At 55.7% G+C, this 17,548-nt stretch carries 15 protein-coding genes, 1 tRNA gene and 1 other annotated feature; of the genes, 10 read left to right on the plus strand and 6 right to left on the minus strand.

Features of this window, described 5'->3' with window-relative positions; translation table 11 throughout:
* Positions 1-39: 39 nt before the first annotated feature.
* Together NSU18_RS26340 and NSU18_RS26345 are read left to right on the plus strand one after the other, a co-directional pair.
* Positions 40-396, plus strand: a complete 357-nt coding sequence (locus tag NSU18_RS26340; protein ID WP_076083164.1) for a hypothetical protein — start codon at positions 40-42, stop codon at positions 394-396.
* A gap of 187 nt (positions 397-583) precedes the next feature.
* A tRNA-Arg gene (locus tag NSU18_RS26345) sits at positions 584-657 on the plus strand.
* A gap of 519 nt (positions 658-1,176) precedes the next feature.
* Here the strand turns inward: NSU18_RS26345 and NSU18_RS26350 are convergent.
* Together NSU18_RS26350 and NSU18_RS26355 are read right to left on the minus strand one after the other, a co-directional pair.
* Complete coding sequence (locus NSU18_RS26350; protein ID WP_341151104.1) at positions 1,177-3,195, minus strand: arginine--tRNA ligase; 2,019 nt, start codon at positions 3,193-3,195, stop codon at positions 1,177-1,179.
* Positions 3,196-3,249: 54 nt separating this feature from the next.
* Positions 3,250-3,472: a binding site (T-box leader), on the minus strand.
* Between the two features lie 234 nt (positions 3,473-3,706).
* Complete coding sequence (locus tag NSU18_RS26355; protein WP_341150435.1) at positions 3,707-4,012, minus strand: hypothetical protein; 306 nt, start codon at positions 4,010-4,012, stop codon at positions 3,707-3,709.
* Positions 4,013-4,204: 192 nt separating this feature from the next.
* On the opposite strand from NSU18_RS26355, the gene NSU18_RS26360 reads away from it, so the two are divergent.
* Complete coding sequence (locus NSU18_RS26360) at positions 4,205-4,564, plus strand: hypothetical protein (protein WP_341017080.1); 360 nt, start codon at positions 4,205-4,207, stop codon at positions 4,562-4,564.
* Positions 4,565-5,053: 489 nt separating this feature from the next.
* On the opposite strand, the gene NSU18_RS26365 is transcribed toward NSU18_RS26360, so the two are convergent.
* The 4 genes from NSU18_RS26365 to NSU18_RS26380 are packed head-to-tail and all read right to left on the minus strand — an operon-like array spanning position 5,054 to position 10,938.
* A complete protein-coding gene (locus tag NSU18_RS26365; RefSeq protein ID WP_341150436.1) occupies positions 5,054-8,398 on the minus strand; it encodes a DEAD/DEAH box helicase in 3,345 nt (1,114 codons plus the stop codon).
* Between the two features lie 6 nt (positions 8,399-8,404).
* Entirely contained in the window at positions 8,405-9,115 is a 711-nt protein-coding gene (locus tag NSU18_RS26370) for a TetR/AcrR family transcriptional regulator (RefSeq protein ID WP_341150437.1), read from the minus strand.
* 57 nt (positions 9,116-9,172) lie between these two features.
* Positions 9,173-10,210 carry an ABC transporter permease gene (locus NSU18_RS26375; RefSeq protein WP_341150438.1) on the minus strand — a complete coding sequence of 346 codons (1,038 nt, stop codon included), beginning with the start codon at positions 10,208-10,210 and terminating at the stop codon, positions 9,173-9,175.
* The gene (locus NSU18_RS26380) at positions 10,207-10,938 is read right to left on the minus strand and encodes an ABC transporter ATP-binding protein (protein ID WP_341150439.1); all 732 of its coding nucleotides are present in this window, start codon (positions 10,936-10,938) and stop codon (positions 10,207-10,209) included. The genes NSU18_RS26375 and NSU18_RS26380 overlap by 4 nt, the downstream gene beginning before the upstream one ends.
* 184 nt (positions 10,939-11,122) lie before the next feature.
* Here NSU18_RS26380 and NSU18_RS26385 point away from each other — a divergent pair, with 184 nt between their 5' ends.
* The 7 genes from NSU18_RS26385 to NSU18_RS26415 all read left to right on the plus strand — a co-directional run bounded on the left by NSU18_RS26385 (position 11,123) and on the right by NSU18_RS26415 (position 17,015).
* Complete coding sequence (locus NSU18_RS26385) at positions 11,123-11,566, plus strand: hypothetical protein (RefSeq protein ID WP_341150440.1); 444 nt, start codon at positions 11,123-11,125, stop codon at positions 11,564-11,566.
* Positions 11,567-11,737: 171 nt separating this feature from the next.
* Positions 11,738-13,174 (plus strand): stalk domain-containing protein, encoded by a 1,437-nt coding sequence (locus NSU18_RS26390; protein WP_341150441.1) that lies wholly within the window; start codon positions 11,738-11,740, stop codon positions 13,172-13,174.
* A gap of 44 nt (positions 13,175-13,218) precedes the next feature.
* Complete coding sequence (locus NSU18_RS26395) at positions 13,219-14,082, plus strand: phosphate ABC transporter substrate-binding protein (RefSeq protein WP_341017090.1); 864 nt, start codon at positions 13,219-13,221, stop codon at positions 14,080-14,082.
* A 90-nt stretch (positions 14,083-14,172) separates the two neighbouring features.
* The gene (gene pstC, locus NSU18_RS26400; protein WP_341150442.1) at positions 14,173-15,117 is read left to right on the plus strand and encodes a phosphate ABC transporter permease subunit PstC; all 945 of its coding nucleotides are present in this window, start codon (positions 14,173-14,175) and stop codon (positions 15,115-15,117) included.
* On the plus strand, positions 15,117-15,998 hold the full coding sequence (gene pstA, locus NSU18_RS26405; RefSeq protein ID WP_341017093.1) for a phosphate ABC transporter permease PstA: 882 nt from the start codon (positions 15,117-15,119) through the stop codon (positions 15,996-15,998). The genes pstC and pstA overlap by 1 nt, the downstream gene beginning before the upstream one ends.
* 235 nt (positions 15,999-16,233) lie before the next feature.
* A complete protein-coding gene (locus NSU18_RS26410; protein WP_341150443.1) occupies positions 16,234-16,443 on the plus strand; it encodes a hypothetical protein in 210 nt (69 codons plus the stop codon).
* Positions 16,413-17,015: an RQC-minor-1 family DNA-binding protein gene (locus NSU18_RS26415; protein WP_341151105.1), complete on the plus strand. Its 603-nt coding sequence runs from the start codon at positions 16,413-16,415 to the stop codon at positions 17,013-17,015. Before NSU18_RS26410 ends, NSU18_RS26415 begins: the two co-directional genes overlap by 31 nt.
* Positions 17,016-17,548: the final 533 nt, after the last annotated feature.

Raw genomic sequence — 17,548 nt, forward strand, 5'->3', positions numbered from 1 at the left:
CTAGGGGAGAGGGAAATTTGCCAGGAGGGATGATGACAAGTGTATTACATTAAAGACGCCAAAATCCGCAGAATGACTGATTACGACGGTGCGCCTTGCGCAGAGGTTGGCGTATTGCCTGGAGCTGTGGGCGATTCCGCGCTGCTGGTGTATATTGTTGAGGATCAGCGCGAGGAGGGCTATGAAATTGTCCGGATTCTGACGAATGATGCGGATACGGCCACCGACTGGTTCGACAATAATCTGCATGATGCCTTCCAGGACGTTACGGTCAGCGGCTTCACCGGCAGCACCGTGATGACCCCGGAGGATGAACGCTCCAAGTTCCAGCGCGAGCTGCTGATCTTCGGCGATCTGAAGCGGCAGCTGGGCGAGCATTTCCGGCAGGTTCCCTGAGTCCGCATCTTCCGCAGTTCATGTCCAGGCTTGAATATAGAGCAGGAGGCTTTCCGTATCACGTCACGGGAAGCTTCTTAACTGGAAGAGTTTGGTCTTGCTAATTCTGGCGAATCAGGTATAATAAATAACGTTGCATTAATACATAACTATTTAAAAGCTTTGGTTGTCCCACGTTACTCTACGTGTCCCGGTAGCTCAGTTGGATAGAGCATGCGCCTTCTAAGCGCACGGTCGGGGGTTCGAATCCCTTCCGGGACGTATATGAAACAGCCCTCCATATGGAGGGCTGTTTCAGCGTCCGGAGGATGAGAACCCAACGCGTCAGCGAGGGGACGTTGGAGCATCAGCTTCGATAGCACTACTTCGCAATCAGCCCAAATGGGCTGTATCCCTTCCGGGACGTCATAACAGCAGCCTTCCTTCGGGAGGGCTGCTTTGTTGTTTGGAGGATGCGAAATACATAACATTATTAAAGCTCAAAAACCATTCATCCCCAAGTAGCGTTCTTAGTACGCACAATTTAGCATGGACTACCTGTCGCTGAATTTACTGAATGCAGCCCAAATAAGCGAATGTAATGTATAAGTTCCTCTGAGTTCACCAGATTTGAGCAAAATGAGCGTATGAGGTGCAGAAGTGCACCTCATTACACAGGATGCACGCAGAAGTGTGCGGATGGAGAAGGGGGAGCCGTGCAAGCTGCACGGACCCGCATAGGTTGCTGCTCATTCATCCGCTAGAGCGATTGGTTCTTAAGAGGATGAAGGATCGGTGTGTCTACATCCGCTCTGGCTTAGGCAGACCGAGCACATCCAATGCTTCGCCCAGCGTATCGGTGAAGCTGCGGGTCAGCCACAGGCGGAAGGTGATGCTGGCTTCCCCGCCTTTGAGAATCGGACAAGCTGAGTAGAAGTTACTGAACAACGAGGCCAGGGAATAGGCATAGTTACAAATCGTATTCGGCGTAAGCTCCCGGCTTGCTGTATAGAGTGTGTCCTGCCACAAGCTGAGCTGTCTCAGCAGGGCAAGCTCAGCTGCTTCGAGCTGCGCCGGGAACAGAGGCGCCCCGCCCACGCCTGACTCTCCAGCGCCAGACCCGCCAGCGCCAGACTCTCCAGCGCCAGCCCCGCCCACGCCAGCCCCGCCAGCGCCAGCCCCGCCAGCGCCAGCCCCGCCAGCGCCAGACCCGCCAGCGCCAGACCCGCCAGCGCGAGACTCGCCCACGCCACCCGTCGCAGCCTTACTAAGTACGCGCTGCGCCCGGGCGTAGGCGTACATCAGGTAAACGCCGGTGTTGCCGGAGATTTCCATCGCTTGTTTGAAGTCGAACACAATCTCGGTGCCCAGATTGAAGCGCAGCAGGTAGTAACGGATGGCAGCGGTGGCGATGAGCCTGCTGGATAGGCCGTTTTTATCCGAACGGGTGGATTCAATCATGTCTTCCATGAGCCGGACCAGTTCGGTTACCTTAATGCCGATTCCCTGGCGCCCGGACATGGCGTAGGAGCTTTTGCCGCTGGAGGTATCAATGCCCAGACTGGCTGCAGAAGCGGGACTCAGCGAGACCACCCCATAGCTGACATGATGCAGCGCGTCTGCCTGCGCACCGAATCCCAGTGCCTTGAGCGCCTGCTTGACCATCAGCTGCGGGTATTCCTGCCGGTAATCGATGACGTTCACGACCTGGTCCGCCCGTCCAAAAGGCAGAGCCTGTCCGCTCAAGCCGGTCGTCCACAGCCCGCTCTGAAATTCGCTGTAGCTGAAATCCTTCTCCAGCAGTCCGAACTTCCACAGATGATAGGCGATGTCCTTGGCGGTATAGGTCAGAATTCCGTTCGAGCGCACCAGCACCTTATCCTTCTGATGCTCCTCCTGCATGTCCGGTGCAGCGTCTTCAGCGGGTTGCTTCAGAATCCAGCAGCCTGCCAGCTTGCCTTCGGTCTCCTGCACGAAGATCTTCGTCTGCGACAGCAGCTCGAACGCGGAGGCCCAAAAGCCCTCCTTCAGAATGCTGCTCTCCCACACCAGCAGATCGTAGTCAATGCCGAACCCCCGCATCTCCTCCACATGCTCTTTCACAATCTGCCCGGCGACGAGGTTGCCAATCCAGGCAGTATTACCATGGCCTTCCTCCAGCGCATGAAGAATCCCGGTCCGTTTCTGCACCATCTCCGGCTGCTGTGCGTACGTTTTGTTAATCTCGGCATAGATGTCCCAGCAGTAGTCTCCGAATCTTACATGCTCTCCCGCCAGCGGAACATTCAGCAGACCGGCAACGGTATCTGCCAGCTGATTGCCGAGATCATCCACATAGTTGTGTACCTCAACAGAATGGCCGGTCGCCCGCAGTACTCTCACCAGCGCATCCCCGATACAGGAGTTTCTTAAATGGCCGATATGCATACTTTTATTCGGGTTAACGGACGTATGCTCGACGATCACCTTCGACCCCCCAGCATGCTGAGGAAGCGTGAAATTCCCCTTCGCCCGTGCCCAGGCCTGCCAATCCAGATACATATTAATGAACCCCGGACCGGCTACCTCGGTTCTCAGCACCAGTCCGTGCACAGAGCCCGAAGCTTCGAGCTCAGCGGCGATTAGCCCGGCGATAGCCAGTGGAGCTTTGCGCAAGGGGCGGGCGAGCTGCATAGCGATATTGCTGGAATAATCCCCGTGGTCGGCACTCGCCGGCTGCTCCAGGGCAATATGGACTTCAGCGATGTCGGGCACGCCCAGGGTTAACGCGATGGTGTGAACAGACTGCTTCAGGCTTTCTTGAATAAGCTCACTTAACATTGGCATCAATAACAACCTCCTGAATAAAATAACGACAAAAAAAGCCTTCATCTCCTAAGAGACGAGGCTTGTGCGCTCGCGGTACCACTCTCGTTGCTGAAGCCTTACGGTTCAGCCACCTTACAGGTTAACGGTCCTCGGCCGGGGCTTCCTACTCTAAGGTTCAGAAGTCCATCTCACGGGTGCGCTTCATGGTTCTAATCTGTACCGGCTTCCACTAACCCGGCTCGCTGGGGACTAGATATAAGACCATTACTCTCCCGGTCATCGATTGAATATGGATTTGTATCAGTATAGCGAATTTCTGGGAGAAAGCAAGAGCAGATTACTGTGCAGCAGGCGTCCTCCGGTTAATAATTACTCGTCATTGGGCGCTCCTGTCAGATTCTTAATGTCTGTTGAACCATAAATCAGCAGCATAATTACAATGACCAGCAGGAGCCCGCCGGCAAATCCTTCTCCGTCAAAACTGTCCATAACCCCATCCCTCCCATTTTACTTTCGTAAGTGTTCAGATGTTCCCGGCTTTCTTTTTCAAAGCGGTCATGATCTCGTTCAGCGTCAGGCTGCTGTTGTCATCGAGGAAGCTGACCAGCTTATCGACATTGTCACTACTCAGATCGCTTAGGGTTTTATATTTGCCTACCAGACTGACGAACATCGATGCGTCCGTGTACATCTGGATAGAGTCTACTTTCAGCTTGCCGGTCAACAGAAGTGCGGCTACGGCGAATTCAAGCCCTTTAGGGGTCTGGGTTTTGGAGCTGGATGATGTTTTTTTGGCGGCGGGCTTCTTTCCTTTTCCTGGAGGGGGCATGGGAGTCCCTTCTTCCGTTCGGCATTCGTATGCAGAAAGCTCAGCCTATGGGCAGTCTTTCCTTATTCAAGGATATGCGTGCCTGCGGTCATTGGTGATTGGGCTCAGGCCTGTGTCCACACCGTTACAGGAACGTCCGAATATGAATATATCGTGCATTGACACTAGAACTTCAAGGGAGGGCGAGACAGGATGGCGATTTTGTCAACAGGACCGATAGAGAACAATGCCGTTTCGGGAGTCAGACCTACGCAGACGGTGACGGTAAGAATTGTCAAGCGGAGTGCCCCAGGCAGCACCTCTATTAGTATTCAGGGATACGTGCTGGGCGCTACCAGAACGCTGTATGTCAGTGAGGTGATTGATGTTGCTCCGAATCAGGTGGTAACCCGGGATTATTTTGCCGATCTCAATGCCTTTGAATTTGTGTTCATCACTGGAGAAGTAGATGAAGATGAGATTGGAATATCCGTGTGGGGCAAGACATCGACCGGCCAGCTGGTGAATGCACACCGTGTAGTGACGCATGAGAAATTAAGCTCAGACGTATAGAGGGTTAGGATATTATTCTGGACTTGCCAGCTGTAAAATGAAACAGGGACCTTGCAGAGCTGCTCGCTCAGAAGGTCCCTGTTTATATTTGGGTTATACCGGAACGCAAGCCTCGGCAGGCATCCAGTGGGCATCCTGGCCCTCCCACTTCACATTGCAGCCAATCGAGTTGGCCGGCACGCAGTATACCGGACTTGCCGGATGCGTCCAAACCGGGTTCCGCTTCAGGTTCTTGTCCCGTCTTCAAAGCACGCATTTTGCTGGTATTGTATTCTGTGCAATAGAAACTGTACTTTTGGGCGCAAAAAACCATTCTACTGCATTTCATACATTTGATTTTTGAATTTCTGCTCGGAAACAGCAGATACGTAAAACTCTAGTGTACAAAGTGCAACAGATCCGATTTCTCAGCCAATATGGCCTTATTCTAGTGTACAAAATACAGCAGAAAATCTCCCAGGCCGGGTCTGGCAACAACTCGCAGATGCCTCAGATAGAGAGGATCTCGCGGATGTCCTGTTCGCTCAGGCCGGGCAGCGCCTCCTGCCCCGGCTGGATCACCTCGTCAATCAGATTTTTCTTCTTCTGCTGCAGCTCGTACATCTTATCCTCCACTGTACCCTGGGCTACCAGGCGGATAACCTGGACGATCTTTTTCTGCCCGATCCGGTGGGCGCGGTCGGCCGCCTGCTGCTCGACCGCAGGGTTCCACCACAGGTCGTAGAGAATGACCGTATCGGCACCGGTCAGGTTGAGGCCGGTGCCGCCAGCCTTCAGCGAGATCAGGAACAGGTCGCGCTCGCCTTCATTGAAGCGGCTGCACAGCTCAACCCGCCGGGAGGCCGGGGTTTGTCCGTCCAGATAGAAATGCGGAATCCCGAGCAGGGCCAGCTCGCGCCCGATCATACCGAGCATCTGCGTGAACTGTGAGAAGATCAGCATCCGTTTGCCGGAGCTGCGGCACTCATCGATGATCTCCAGCAGCTGCTCGAATTTGCCGGAGCCTCCGGTATATCCGTCCACGAACAGGGCCGGATGGCAGCACAGCTGGCGCAGCCGGGTCAGTCCGGCCAGCACCTTGATCCGGCCGCCCCCAAAGCTGTCGCTGTCCAGATGCTTGAGCGCCTCTTTGCGTAGCCGCGCCAGATAAGCGACATAGAGCCGTTTCTGCTCCGGCAGCAGCTCGGAGGCCTGGAGGGACTCGATTTTGTCCGGCAGCTCCTTCAGCACATCGCTCTTCAGACGGCGCAGCAGGAAGGGGCGGGCGCGCCTGGCGACCGTCTCCCGGGGAAGGTCATGGAAGGCTTTCTTCCCGGGGAACAAGCCGGGGAAGACAACGCTGAAGATCGACCACAGGTCCTCCAGTGCATTCTCCACCGGTGTACCGGTCAGCGCAAAACGGTAACGGGCCTGAAGCAATCTGACCGCCTGTGAAGTCTGGGTCTCATGATTCTTGATCATCTGCGCTTCATCCAGAATGAGCGTATGGAACGACCGCTTGGCGTACTCGTCCACATCTCTGCGCAGCAGCGGGTACGAGGTGATGATGACATCATGCCCGGCCGTGTTCCGCACGATCCGTCCGCGTTCACCAGAGTTGCCGTCAGCAATGACCGCCTTAATCTCCGGGGCGAAGCGCTTCAGCTCATTAAGCCAGTTATAGACCAGGGAAGCAGGGGCAACCACCAGCGCAGGTACGCCGCTCTGCCGGATGTCTTCCAGCTCAGAGAGCAGGAAGGCGATGCTCTGGAGTGTTTTGCCGAGGCCCATGTCGTCCGCCAGAATCCCGCCGAAGCGGTAATGGGCCAGCGTCCTCATCCACTGGAAGCCGTACTGCTGATAATCCCGCAGCACGGGAGCCAGACTCTCCGGCAGCGGGAAGTCCAGATTCTCGGGACTCGCCATATTAGCGAGCAGCCGCCGGAAGGAGCGGCCGGTCTCGATCGTCTGCCCCTGGAGGGTGCCTGCATGGAGATGGAGGGCGCGGACCAGCGGCAGGGAGAACTCCGAACTCCGGATATCCACGCTGCGGACGCCGAGCTCGTTCATCAGGTCGATAATTTCCTGGAACTCTGAGGTATCCAGCGGGAGCAGGGCTCCGTCCTTGAGCCGGTGATACTTACGCTTTTCCTGAAGAGATTTCAGGACCTCTGTGATGTCTTTATCCGTGATGCCATCCATGGCGAATTTGAAGTCGAGCCAGTCGGTCTTCTCGTTCCAGCTCAGGCTGACCTTGGGCGGAGCATGCTCCGTAAGCACCCGATCCTTGACTGCAGTGGTCGCATAGACCTGAAGCAGCGGCTCCAGCAGCGGGATGGTATGATGCAGGAAGTCGAATTCCCCGTCCTCGTCACGCATGATATATCCGCTCTCCGTCCGCGAGAAGGACTCATGGGCCATCAGGTCCAGAATCCGCCGCTCGGCTTCCCCGTCCCGCATCAGAATGACCTCGCTGCTCCGCTCATGGGCCTTTTCCTCCAGCGGATTGATAACAATCCCGCCGTACTGGAATTCAAGCCCGGCCAGCAGCCGGTCCCTTACCCGGTCCAGGTAGAGTCTGGCGTGAAGCCGGGTCTGGACGATCTTATCCGCAATGGAGTCGGCAATGCTCACCCTGCCCAGCTTCTTCAGCCCGGGGATGACGGTTTCCATGAAGGGCTCCATCTGCTCAGGTGCAATCGCCAGGCTGTCCCGCCGGCTGCCGCTGAGCATCCGCTTCAGCTCGGAGAGCCGCCCACATTCCTGCGCCGGAAGCTTCAGCAGCCTGCCCTCGGTCAAGACCAGCCCGTAGCTCTCCAGAATCGTAAGCTGCTCAAGTCCCCGGACATCCAGCCGGTAGCCGTCCTCCTGTGCCTGGTCGAACTGGAAGCTGAGCGGCAGCAGCTCCTCCGAGAGGGACAAGCGTTCCATCAGAAGCTGTCCATGCTGAAGGCGAACGGCAGGCGCTGCTTCTAGCAGGGGATACAGACTTTCCCAGAAAAAAGGGGCAACCGGCAGCAGCCGGTCATTCCCGGTAGGGTTAGTGCGGGAACCATACGGGCTGGTGAGACTATTGTAGACCTTCTCATTGAGCATGATCTCAATCAGCTTCTGCAGGACCTCATTATCCTTCTTGGAGAAGCTGTGCAGGGCGGGATCATAGCTGAAATGCGCCGTGAATTCATAAGGCTCGCCCCGGTGCACCTGCTCCAAAAAAGATCTGATCTTCTGCACAATATAAAGGCGTTTCGGACCAAGCCTCACTTCCAGCCCAAGCATCGTGCTGCCGTAGCTGAAGTTGAAGGGCCGGCAGATGAACTCCACCTGAAGCGGTGTCCGCAGATCGATATACGTGCCTGCACCGCTTGGCCGCTGCCGTCCTCCGGTGAATATCCCGAGCATGCTGCTCACCAGCTGCCGGTCTCCGCTGCGCTCCCGGTGCTCTGCCCCGGCGGGGCCGAAGCTGTCCTCTGCCAGCGGCGGACTGCCGGCCTGTGCGGGATGAGCCTCCCCCGCATCTGCCTGCATCTCCTCAGCCTCTTCAGCTCCGGCTGTCCGGCTGCGGTAGAGAACCGTCACCAGCGCCGCCGCAATATGCTTGCAAAAGGGGCCGCCGTGATAGTAAGCCGGGCAGGTGCATTCTCCCTGCACATCCCCGTCACTGTCGATGATCAGCGCAATCTCATGGCTGTCCAGCCCATGGACCTCAGCGCGGTATTTGGAATACTCGTCTTCCTCATTATGCTCCGTATAGACAAGGTCCACCTTATGGGCATGATAATAAGCTGCCCCCTGGTCAAAAGCGGCGTTGCCGCACAGCAGCTTGATTACCCGTTCCGGCACCTGATAACCCACGTATACTCACTTCCTTTTATTGCTTCTGTCTAAGCCATTCCCGCCGATCCCATGCAGAATGAAGCTTATAGTCTGTTCAATCTCAGCCTCATCATTCCAGTCCTGCTCGGGCATCAGCACCAGCCGCGTCAGCAGGTATCCGATAATCGCCGATATCGTGAAGCGGATAATTGCAGGCGTTGGCGCGTCAATCACTTCACCTTCCGCTTTGAAGTGCTCAGTAATTGCAGTAACGCGGGCCAGGACCTGCTCGAAGATATTCTCGGTCAGCTGCTCCTTCAGCGCAGGCTGGAAGGGGATCTCCTGAATGAGAATTTTGACGATCTTGAGATTCCTGCGGACGAACTCCAGCCGGTTCACCATGAAGGCCTTAAGGAAATCCTCGTAGCTCTCGAACGGCACATCCAGCACACCGCTGAAGTTGCGCAGCACGAACGGGGCGATCATCCGGCTCATGGTGGGGACCACGATGGCAAGCAGGAGATCTTTTTTGGTCCGGTAATAACGGAAGATCGTGCCTTCGGCCACGCCCGCCTTCTGGGCGATTTCACTGGTGGCGGCCGCCGAGAAGCCCTTCTCTGCAAACACATCAATCGCCGCCCGCAGAATGGACAGCTGCTTGGGCGTGACCTGCTCCTTCTCGCTGAGATCCAGCAGCTCCTGAATCCACTGGTCTTGCTCCAGCTGCTCCTGATCGGCAGCAGGGTTATTCTCCATCAATAGAACCTCCAGACTCTTGCAGTTCCTTCTAGTGTACCATAGCCCGTTCACTCTTCACATTCTGCGGTGCTTGCGCAGAGCCAGCACATTTAGCAGCATGAACAGCAGAGAGAAGCCGATCAGCATGAACACATCCCCGGCGATATTGCTCCAGCCTCTGCCGCGAACCATGATATCCATCAGTGCCTGTGAACCGTAGTACATCGGAGTGGCGAGTCCAATGCGCTGGAGCCAGAGGGGAAGGGTATCCAGCGGAAATAATCCGCTCAGGAAGATCTGCGGCACAATGACCAGAGGGATGAACTGGATCATCTGCAGCTCATTGGCGGCGAACGCCGAGAGCAGGGTGCCGAGGGTCAGCGCCGACATCGACAGCAGCAGCGTCATCAGCAGCACGTAGCCGAAGCTGCCCGTCATCATAATCCCCAGCACCTGGATGGAGAACCAGGAGATCAGCAGAGCCTGGAAGACGGTGAAGATGCCGAAGCCGCAGACATAACCGGTGACGATCTCCCAGCGCTTCAGCGGGGTGGAGAGCAGACGCTCCAGCGTGCCCGTGGTCCGTTCGCGCAGGAAGGAGACACCGGCAATCAGGAAGACAAAGAAGAACACGAACACCCCGATCATAATCGGGCCGAAGCGGTCGATCGTCTTCATATCCTCCGCGCCATACAGATAGCTGATCTGCGGCTGGAGCTGTCCTCCGCCCGGCGCTTGCGGCCGGAGGCTCTGCGCAGCTTCCTGGAGCGCCATGATTACAGCGCGGTTAGCCGCCGGATTGCTGCCTTCAAGAATAACAGCGGGTGCGTCTCCCTTCATTGTAAGGAGAGCATCGATATCTCCCGCCTTCATGGCGGCCTGCCCGTTTGCTTCCTCGGCGTAGCCGGTAACCTCAGCCTGCTGGGCTTCCAGCGCTGAACTGAATACTGCCGCGCCCCCAGAGACACCGATTTTAGGCTCATAAGCATCGCTGCCGAACACCAGGCTCATCAGGCTAAGCACCAGCAGGGGGGCGATGAACATCAGCGCCATGGTTCTCCGGTCATGGATGAACTGCTGCAGAATTCTCAGGGTAATGGCCCGTATTCTCACCGGCGTGCACCTCCATAATAGAGGAAGGCTTCCTCAATGCTGGCGGCACCGGTAGCGTGAAGCAGTCCGGCCGGAGTATCGGCCGCCAGCAGCACGCCGTCCCGGATCATCGCCAGCCGGTCACATTTCTCTGCTTCATCCATCACATGCGTGGTCAGGACAATTGTTGTTCCCTTGCGGTTCAGCGCCTTCAGCTCCTTCCAGATGGACTGGCGCAGCACCGGATCGATGCCGACAGTCGGTTCATCCAGCAGCAGCAGCGGCGGCTCGTGCAGCAGGGCAATCGCCAGGGACAATCGGCGCTTCATGCCCCCGGAGAATTGGTCCACCCGCTTACGCAGATGCTCCTGCAGATTCACCAGCTCCATCACATCCCCGATCCGCCGCGTGCGGTTGCCGCCCTTGAGTCCATACAGCGCAGCGAAGAACTCCAGATTCTCCTTGGCGCTAAGCTCGGTATACAAGGCATCCGACTGGGCCATATATCCTATTTGCTGGAGCATGGCAAGCTTCGGCATCCGCACCCCCAGCACGGTGACCTCACCGGAGGTTACCTCGTCTATGCCCGTAAGCAGCTTGACCAGCGTGGTTTTGCCGGAGCCGGAGGGTCCCAGAATTCCGAACGTCTCTGCCTGATGCACCTGAAGAGTGATATCCTTCAACACGGTTTTATTGCCAAAAGCCCGGTTCACATGAGTAACCGCAATGACTGGCTTCCCTTCATCCATAATACTCTCCTCCGTTCCTCATGATAATGAGTGAGTGCTCACTCATTATACTAATGATTTCCTGCTCAAAAGTAAATGAAATTGTAAGGATTATCCGTTACTCCCGCTCTTGATCCGGGTAATAAAAGGGACATCCTATGTGTACCGGCATCCTGAGACCCAATTCACTAAAGGCGGTGGAATTATGGCAGGACATAAGCTGTTCCTTGCTCTAGGCGTGCTGCTGGCTTCGGCTGGACTTAGCGGCTGCGGCGATGCAGACCAGTCGGCTGGCGGCGGACGGTTTCATACCTTGGCTGAGGAGAAGACGGAGGCAAAGCAATATCTGCCGGAGGATCTGCCGATTCCCGAAGGGGCAGGTATTACTTTTACCCAAGGTGAACAGTCAGAGGGGAAGAAATCCTCCATGCTGATCTATCAGACGAAGGAGAGTATGGCTGCTCTTGGAACTACATACCAGAAGTATGTAAGAGAGAAGGAGCTGGAGCGCGGGACAGAGATTGTGGACAGCCGCAACCTGCTGATCAACGGCAAAGTGAACGGCTCTTATTCGTATTCTATTATTGGCAGCCCCTCGGATTCAGAGCGCGGCGGAAATGAGATTATCGTGACTTGGATTGTGAATTAACACAGGGTTTACAATAGGCCGGTCCGGGAGGGTTCCCGGGCGGGCCTTGTTTGGTTTGGGCTTGTAATTATTTTTACAGTTAATATTTCCATAACATTCCTGCGCAACAGAATTGACACTCGTAGACGAAAATAACATTAGCAGTTACCTATAGGAAAAGGGTGAATCTAATTGAAGAATAGTAAATGGATCGGCGCAGCTCTGGCTTCTGCACTTCTCGTAACAGGGGGATCTGTTAGTGTTCTGGCGACAAGCAGTCAAGTAAGTGCCGCAGCAGTCAACACAGCAGCAGCTGTAGAGGGCAGCATGTCCTGGAGCATCAACGGTACGCCGGTTACACTCAGCACAATCAACAGCGGAGGGTACAAGCTCTATTCATTGAGCCAGGTAGCCGCAGAGCTGGGTGCAGGACTTGTGCATAGCAGCAGCGGAATCCAGCTGAATGACAGCAAAGGTCTACATAGTGTGCAGATCCAGGCAGGCGTGAAAAGCTATCAGGTGGATGGCAAAACCCTGGAATTCACAGTGGCCCCCGTCGTGCGTAACAGCAAGACGTATGTGGAGCTGACGAAGCTGGTTATCGCGCTTGGCGGTGAGCTGGAGCCGGATGCCCATACCATTCTGAGCTTCGCCCGGCCAGCCGGTTCATTTGACACCCTTCACTGGAGCGCTGACGGTGGTCTGATTGCGAATCAGAACGACGCTGAGGCCACACTGCTCTATAAATTCACCCAGACTCCAGGCAACTATGACCTGTTCTCTTCCAGCGAAAGCGCGGTGGATTTCGCAGTCTCCGCCGACCAGCAGTGGGGCGCATTCAGCGATGAGACCGGCCAGCTGAAGCTGATCAGCCTGTCCACCGGCCTAATCAGTCCACTCGGCAAGGATACCAGCGTGAAGACAGATATCGTGTGGTCCAGTGACGGCAAGACGCTCTATTTCATCCAGGGCGACAAGCAGGAGAAGCTGGCACAGATTTCAGTAGAGACCGGAGAGGTTAAGACTCTGCTTGAAGATAAAGTAGAGAACAAATCAGAGCTTCGCATATCGGCAGACGGCAAAAGCGCGGTGTACATTGTCAACATCACCGGTACTGCGAAGAATGATGCCGACAGCACAGAAGATTCACTTACCGTAGACTTCAGCAAGGCCGGAGAACAGCTCTATAAGCTGGATCTAACGACCAAAGGTGCTAAGCCAGTAGCCTTGACGACTACACCTGACAACAAGCTGTACCCAGAGATTCTGGCTGGCGGCAGCGTGTCCTACCTGAGTGCGGATGCAGACGGCAATGCCGCCAACACGCTGAAGCTGATCACAGCAGACGGTAAAAGCACAGATGTCGCCCTCGGTACAGAGGCGAACTGGTCCACAGGGGTTAGCACGGGCCTCGTAGTCTCCGGAACTACAGCGGATGGCAGCACGGTAATCTACTCTATTGCAGACGGCGCAGCACCGGTTGAGCTGTACCGGACAGCCGAAGATGTATCGGAAGTAGCAGTATCGGCAGATGGCAGCAAGCTGGCGATGATCAGCGACGGCAAGGTAATGGTCATTCAGAACGGCAAAGCGCTGCAATTGTCAGTATCACCGGAAGTAGCAAATTAATTACAACATTTATCGGCGCACACCGCCGGGAGGAGAATTCAGACATGAAGCTATTCAAAAAGTTCACAGTTACAGCACTTACCGCGGTGATCGCGGTTACCGCATCCTTTGCAGGGGTAGCCGCAGCAGCGGACAGCCTCAAGGGTAAAATCACCGTTAACGGTTCTACGGCCCTGCTTCCGCTGACGCTGCAGGCCGCTAAGGAATTCCAGAAGCTTCATCCTAAAGTGAAGATCGCCGCTTCCGGCAAGGGCTCCGTGACCGGACCGCAGGCCGTGAAGAAGGGGATTGCCGATATCGGAGCCTGCGACTGGGATGCCAGCATTGATGTTCCGGGCTTCAAGGCCTTTGACGGACAGGTGGCGAATAAGGTCGCTGTGATTCCTTTTGCAACCATCGTTAATAAGAATGTCGGAGTCGACAACCTGACTACAGAGCAGCTCAAAGGCATCTACGCCGGTAAAATCACCAACTGGAAAGAGGTCGGCGGAGCGGATGCGAACATCGTAGTGATCACCCGTGCCTTCGGCTCCGGGACCCGCGTTAACTATCAGGCCAAAGCGCTGGGCGGCGGAGATATCGTGAAGAAAGAGAAGAACTACAAGGAAACCGGCTCCAGCGGCGACATGAAAACCGCAGTAGGCACCACTCCTAACGCTATCGGATACATCGACCTTGTCTATGTAACGGGCGGCGATATCAAGGCTGTGAAGTTCAACGGCGTGGAAGCTAACACGGATAACGTAATCAACGGCTCGTACAAGATCTGGGCTTACGGCTACTACATGACGAAGGGCCAGCCGACCGGCGCGACCAAAGAATTCATCGAATATGTACAGAGCAAGAAGTTCCAGCAGGGCTCGCTTAAGAAGCTTAAGTTCATTCCAATCTCTGCTATGCAATCCTAAGATTCTTGAACCAAGCAAGCATAATAGATTGATAGGTAACAGCGGCCAGCTCCGGGAACTACGGGGTTGGCCTCTTACAGGAGGGAAAGTATGGGGGCACCGGTTCATGGCCTGAGCGCTAAGGCACAGACAAGCCTGGAAGAAGTTAAACGTAACACCAAGCGGCACCGCAGACATCTGCTCGGCAACAGCATCTCCCGTTATTATTTCTTATTCAGCATCCTTGCGCTCTGTCTTGTGCTGGGACTAGTTATTGTATTCATCGGCAAAACGGCGCTGCTGCTCTTCACCCGCATCTCCCCGCAGGACTTCTTCTTCTCGTTCAACTGGACGCCGGAAGAGGATGCCTTCGGCGCCGCCGCCTTCATCGTAAATACATTGTCGCTTACCGCGCTGACCCTGGTCATTGCCGTGCCCGTCTCGGTTGGGATGGCTGTGCTCTGTGCGGAGATTGCCCCGAAGTGGCTGAAGAGCTTTATCCGTCCGGTCCTGGATCTGCTGGTCGGTATTCCTTCTATTGTATACGGCTATCTGGGCTTGACCGTGCTGTTACCTTTCTTGCGCAGAATCAGCGGAGAAGGTCTCGGAGACGGGCTGCTCGCCGCCGCACTCGTGCTGGCACTCATGGTACTGCCGACCATTTGCCGGATCAGCGATGATGCCATCGTTGCGGTTCCGCGTAAATACCGCGACGCTGCCTATGCGCTCGGCTCGACCCGCCTTCAGGTCATTATGCGCGTCGTGCTGCCCGCTGCCAGCCGGGGCATTATCTCGGCTGTGATTTTGGGCATGACCCGTGCAGTCGGAGAGACCATGGCGGTGGTGATGGTCATCGGCAACACGCCGCAGCTGGCGAAGAGCCTGTTCGCACCCACCTCGGTGCTGACCAGTAATATCGTGATGCAGATTTCCAACGTGGAGTTCGACTCCACCTGGAACTATTCCCTGCATATGATGGCCTTCCTGTTGCTGCTGATCTCGTTTGTACTGATTCTGATTATCCGGCTCCTGGGCCGCAAACGGAGGGATGCCTGATGAACGGATTCACGCGCACACGCCATACGGCCAGAGCCCAGCGGCGCAATAAACTGGCGACCATCGGCTTCTATACGCTGGGCGTTTTGGTCATGCTGCTGATCTTCTGGCTGCTGTTCACCATCCTTAGCAAAGGCTTACCTTCGCTCAGACTGGACTTCCTGCTCAAGCAGCCGGAGGAGATCGATCCCGGCGGCGGGATCGGTCCCGTCCTGTTCAACTCCTTCTATATCCTGTTCATCTCCCTGTTGATCTCTATTCCCCTCGGGATCGGGGCAGGGATCTATATGGCGGAGTATGCACCGGATAATGCCTTCACAGGTGCGCTGCGCATCTGCGTGGAATCCCTGTCCTCGGTGCCGTCCATCGTGTTCGGCCTTCTGGGGCTGGCGATCTTCGCCGAGTATCTCGGCATCGGCCTGACGATTCTCGGCGGGGGTGTCAGCCTGGCGCTGCTGAATCTGCCGATGCTGGCCCGCGTCACAGAGGAGGCGGTGCGCGCGGTGCCCGGCGAGATCCGTGAAGCCGGCTATGCCCTCGGCATGACGAAGTTCCATGTCATCCGCAAGGTTGTCGTGCCGGTAGCCCTTCCGGCGATTGTCACCGGCGTCTGCCTGGTGGCCGGACGCGCCTTCGGGGAGTCAGCGGTCATCATCCTGACCGCCGGACTCAGCACCTCCGGCGAGATGTGGGACTTCAATCTGTTCTCGCCGGGTGAGACTCTGGCTGTGCATCTGTGGTACGTGCAGTCTGAGGCCATTGTCGAGGATGCACGGCAAATCGCGGATAAGTCTGCCGCTGTGCTGGTCTTTGTCGTGCTGCTAATCAACTTTATGTTCCGCTTCCCGCTGTGGCTGGGCAACCGCCGCCGGGGACGCTGAGACGGATGCAAACGGGAGAATAGAGCTATATCCTGGAAGAACAGGCTGCTCTGCTATGGAAGTTTCATGGCGGGCGGCCTGTTTGCTGTGAAGTGGTTGGAGCTTCTGAGTGCTCCGGGAAGCGCTGAAACTCATCTCTAAATCTCCTGTTTCCGGGTCTGGATATGTTATAATCCGACCATACTGGTAGGTGGACTAACCTGTGCCCATGATAAGGACAAGGAGGCAGAACGCTGTGAGTATGCAGAAGACCAACCGCCGTAAGCCGAACCGGAAGCAGACGAATGAGTATCGCTTGAATACACCGCTGCCAAGGCCGGAGCTGCTAGCCGTTCTGCAGACAGCCGATGAGATTATTGCCGCCGGGGGAAGGGCTCGAAGGAGAAGAAGCTGCTTGAACTCGGCCTGGACCACATTCCCGCCTATGGCTTCTACCGCGAACTGACGATGGAGCAGACCATGGAGAAGGTGGACGTCCTTATAGAAGCCGGGTACCTGAAGACCGAGCTGTCCGGGAAGCTTCCCATGATCGTGTTCATTGTCTACGGCTGGACCGTCCAGCGGGAACGAAGAGCGGAGGAACTGCTGCGGGAGTGGGAGAACTGGCTGGATCAAGGAATCACGCCGGTCAGTATGGAGTATTTGAAGGACCGGAACCGGGGCATGATTCTGATGTTTCTGTTCAAAGTCCTGTGTTCCGGTGACCGGAAATACATCCCTTTTTTACAGCAATGGCAGCCCATAGAGTTCAGGAAGGTACAGGCTGAGATCAGGCAGGTTATTGCAGATCTGAATGAGTGTGAACGGCTGGGGGAGATGGAGTGGCATGAGCTGCTGCGTGAACGTGCGCAATCGCTGATTGTACGTTCGCGAGATCCCGTTATACTTATGTGTCAGGAATGCGACGGTCCGTTTGTATTCGATCACCTTGATTTTAGCTGCTACCGGGCAGATGGCATTTACTTCCCGGAGAAGTGCGGGCATTGCAGGAATACGGAGGACGGTATACGTGAATAGGCAGGAATTGAACAAGAAAGTCGGTCAAATTGTTAAGAGACTCTTTGCAGGAAAGGGCGTTGTTGCTCCGGGAATAGAAAAGTAGCCGCCAGCAGAGTTATCCGGACTGAGGAGCCGCTATTCGTCGAAAAAACCAACTTTTCTGTCATAAACGGACTCAGAGGACGCTAAACTGTGCATTCGAGCAGAAAAAGCGGAGAAACAGGTTACTTAACGGCCCCTGAGTCCGCATAACCCTGCGGACAGGCGTGATCCGCCTGAATAAGGGATCTCCAGTCCGCATAGTGCGTGCATGTTTCGCTTCCTCCACTATTAAAGAGTGGTGGTTTCTTTGGGAGGTCATTTCCCGCTCAAACAGCGGAGAGGACGGAACGATTGTGTAGAAGCGATAGCGTTCGCCTTGGTTTCCGGATTTTCACCGCTTAGGGGAATGAAAAAAATCTGGAAAACACAGCGATTGGAACAACGGTCCGTTCGCGCAGCGTCTACCCAAGCACCCACGTTGATCCTACTCAAAATAAAAAGGGGATTCT

Source organism: Paenibacillus sp. FSL H8-0048, from assembly GCF_038002825.1.
Classification (GTDB): domain Bacteria; phylum Bacillota; class Bacilli; order Paenibacillales; family Paenibacillaceae; genus Paenibacillus_AQ.

Excerpts from the sequence above, each read along its gene's own strand:
- NSU18_RS26350 (WP_341151104.1), bottom strand. The coding sequence starts at position 3,195 with ATGTTAAGTGAGCTTATTCAAGAAAGCCTGAAGCAGTCTGTTCACACC.
- NSU18_RS26355 (WP_341150435.1), bottom strand. The coding sequence starts at position 4,012 with ATGCCCCCTCCAGGAAAAGGAAAGAAGCCCGCCGCCAAAAAAACATCA.
- NSU18_RS26360 (WP_341017080.1), top strand. The coding sequence starts at position 4,205 with ATGGCGATTTTGTCAACAGGACCGATAGAGAACAATGCCGTTTCGGGA.
- NSU18_RS26370 (WP_341150437.1), bottom strand. The coding sequence starts at position 9,115 with ATGGAGAATAACCCTGCTGCCGATCAGGAGCAGCTGGAGCAAGACCAG.
- NSU18_RS26380 (WP_341150439.1), bottom strand. The coding sequence starts at position 10,938 with ATGGATGAAGGGAAGCCAGTCATTGCGGTTACTCATGTGAACCGGGCT.
- NSU18_RS26385 (WP_341150440.1), top strand. The coding sequence starts at position 11,123 with ATGGCAGGACATAAGCTGTTCCTTGCTCTAGGCGTGCTGCTGGCTTCG.
- NSU18_RS26395 (WP_341017090.1), top strand. The coding sequence starts at position 13,219 with ATGAAGCTATTCAAAAAGTTCACAGTTACAGCACTTACCGCGGTGATC.
- pstC (WP_341150442.1), top strand. The coding sequence starts at position 14,173 with ATGGGGGCACCGGTTCATGGCCTGAGCGCTAAGGCACAGACAAGCCTG.
- pstA (WP_341017093.1), top strand. The coding sequence starts at position 15,117 with ATGAACGGATTCACGCGCACACGCCATACGGCCAGAGCCCAGCGGCGC.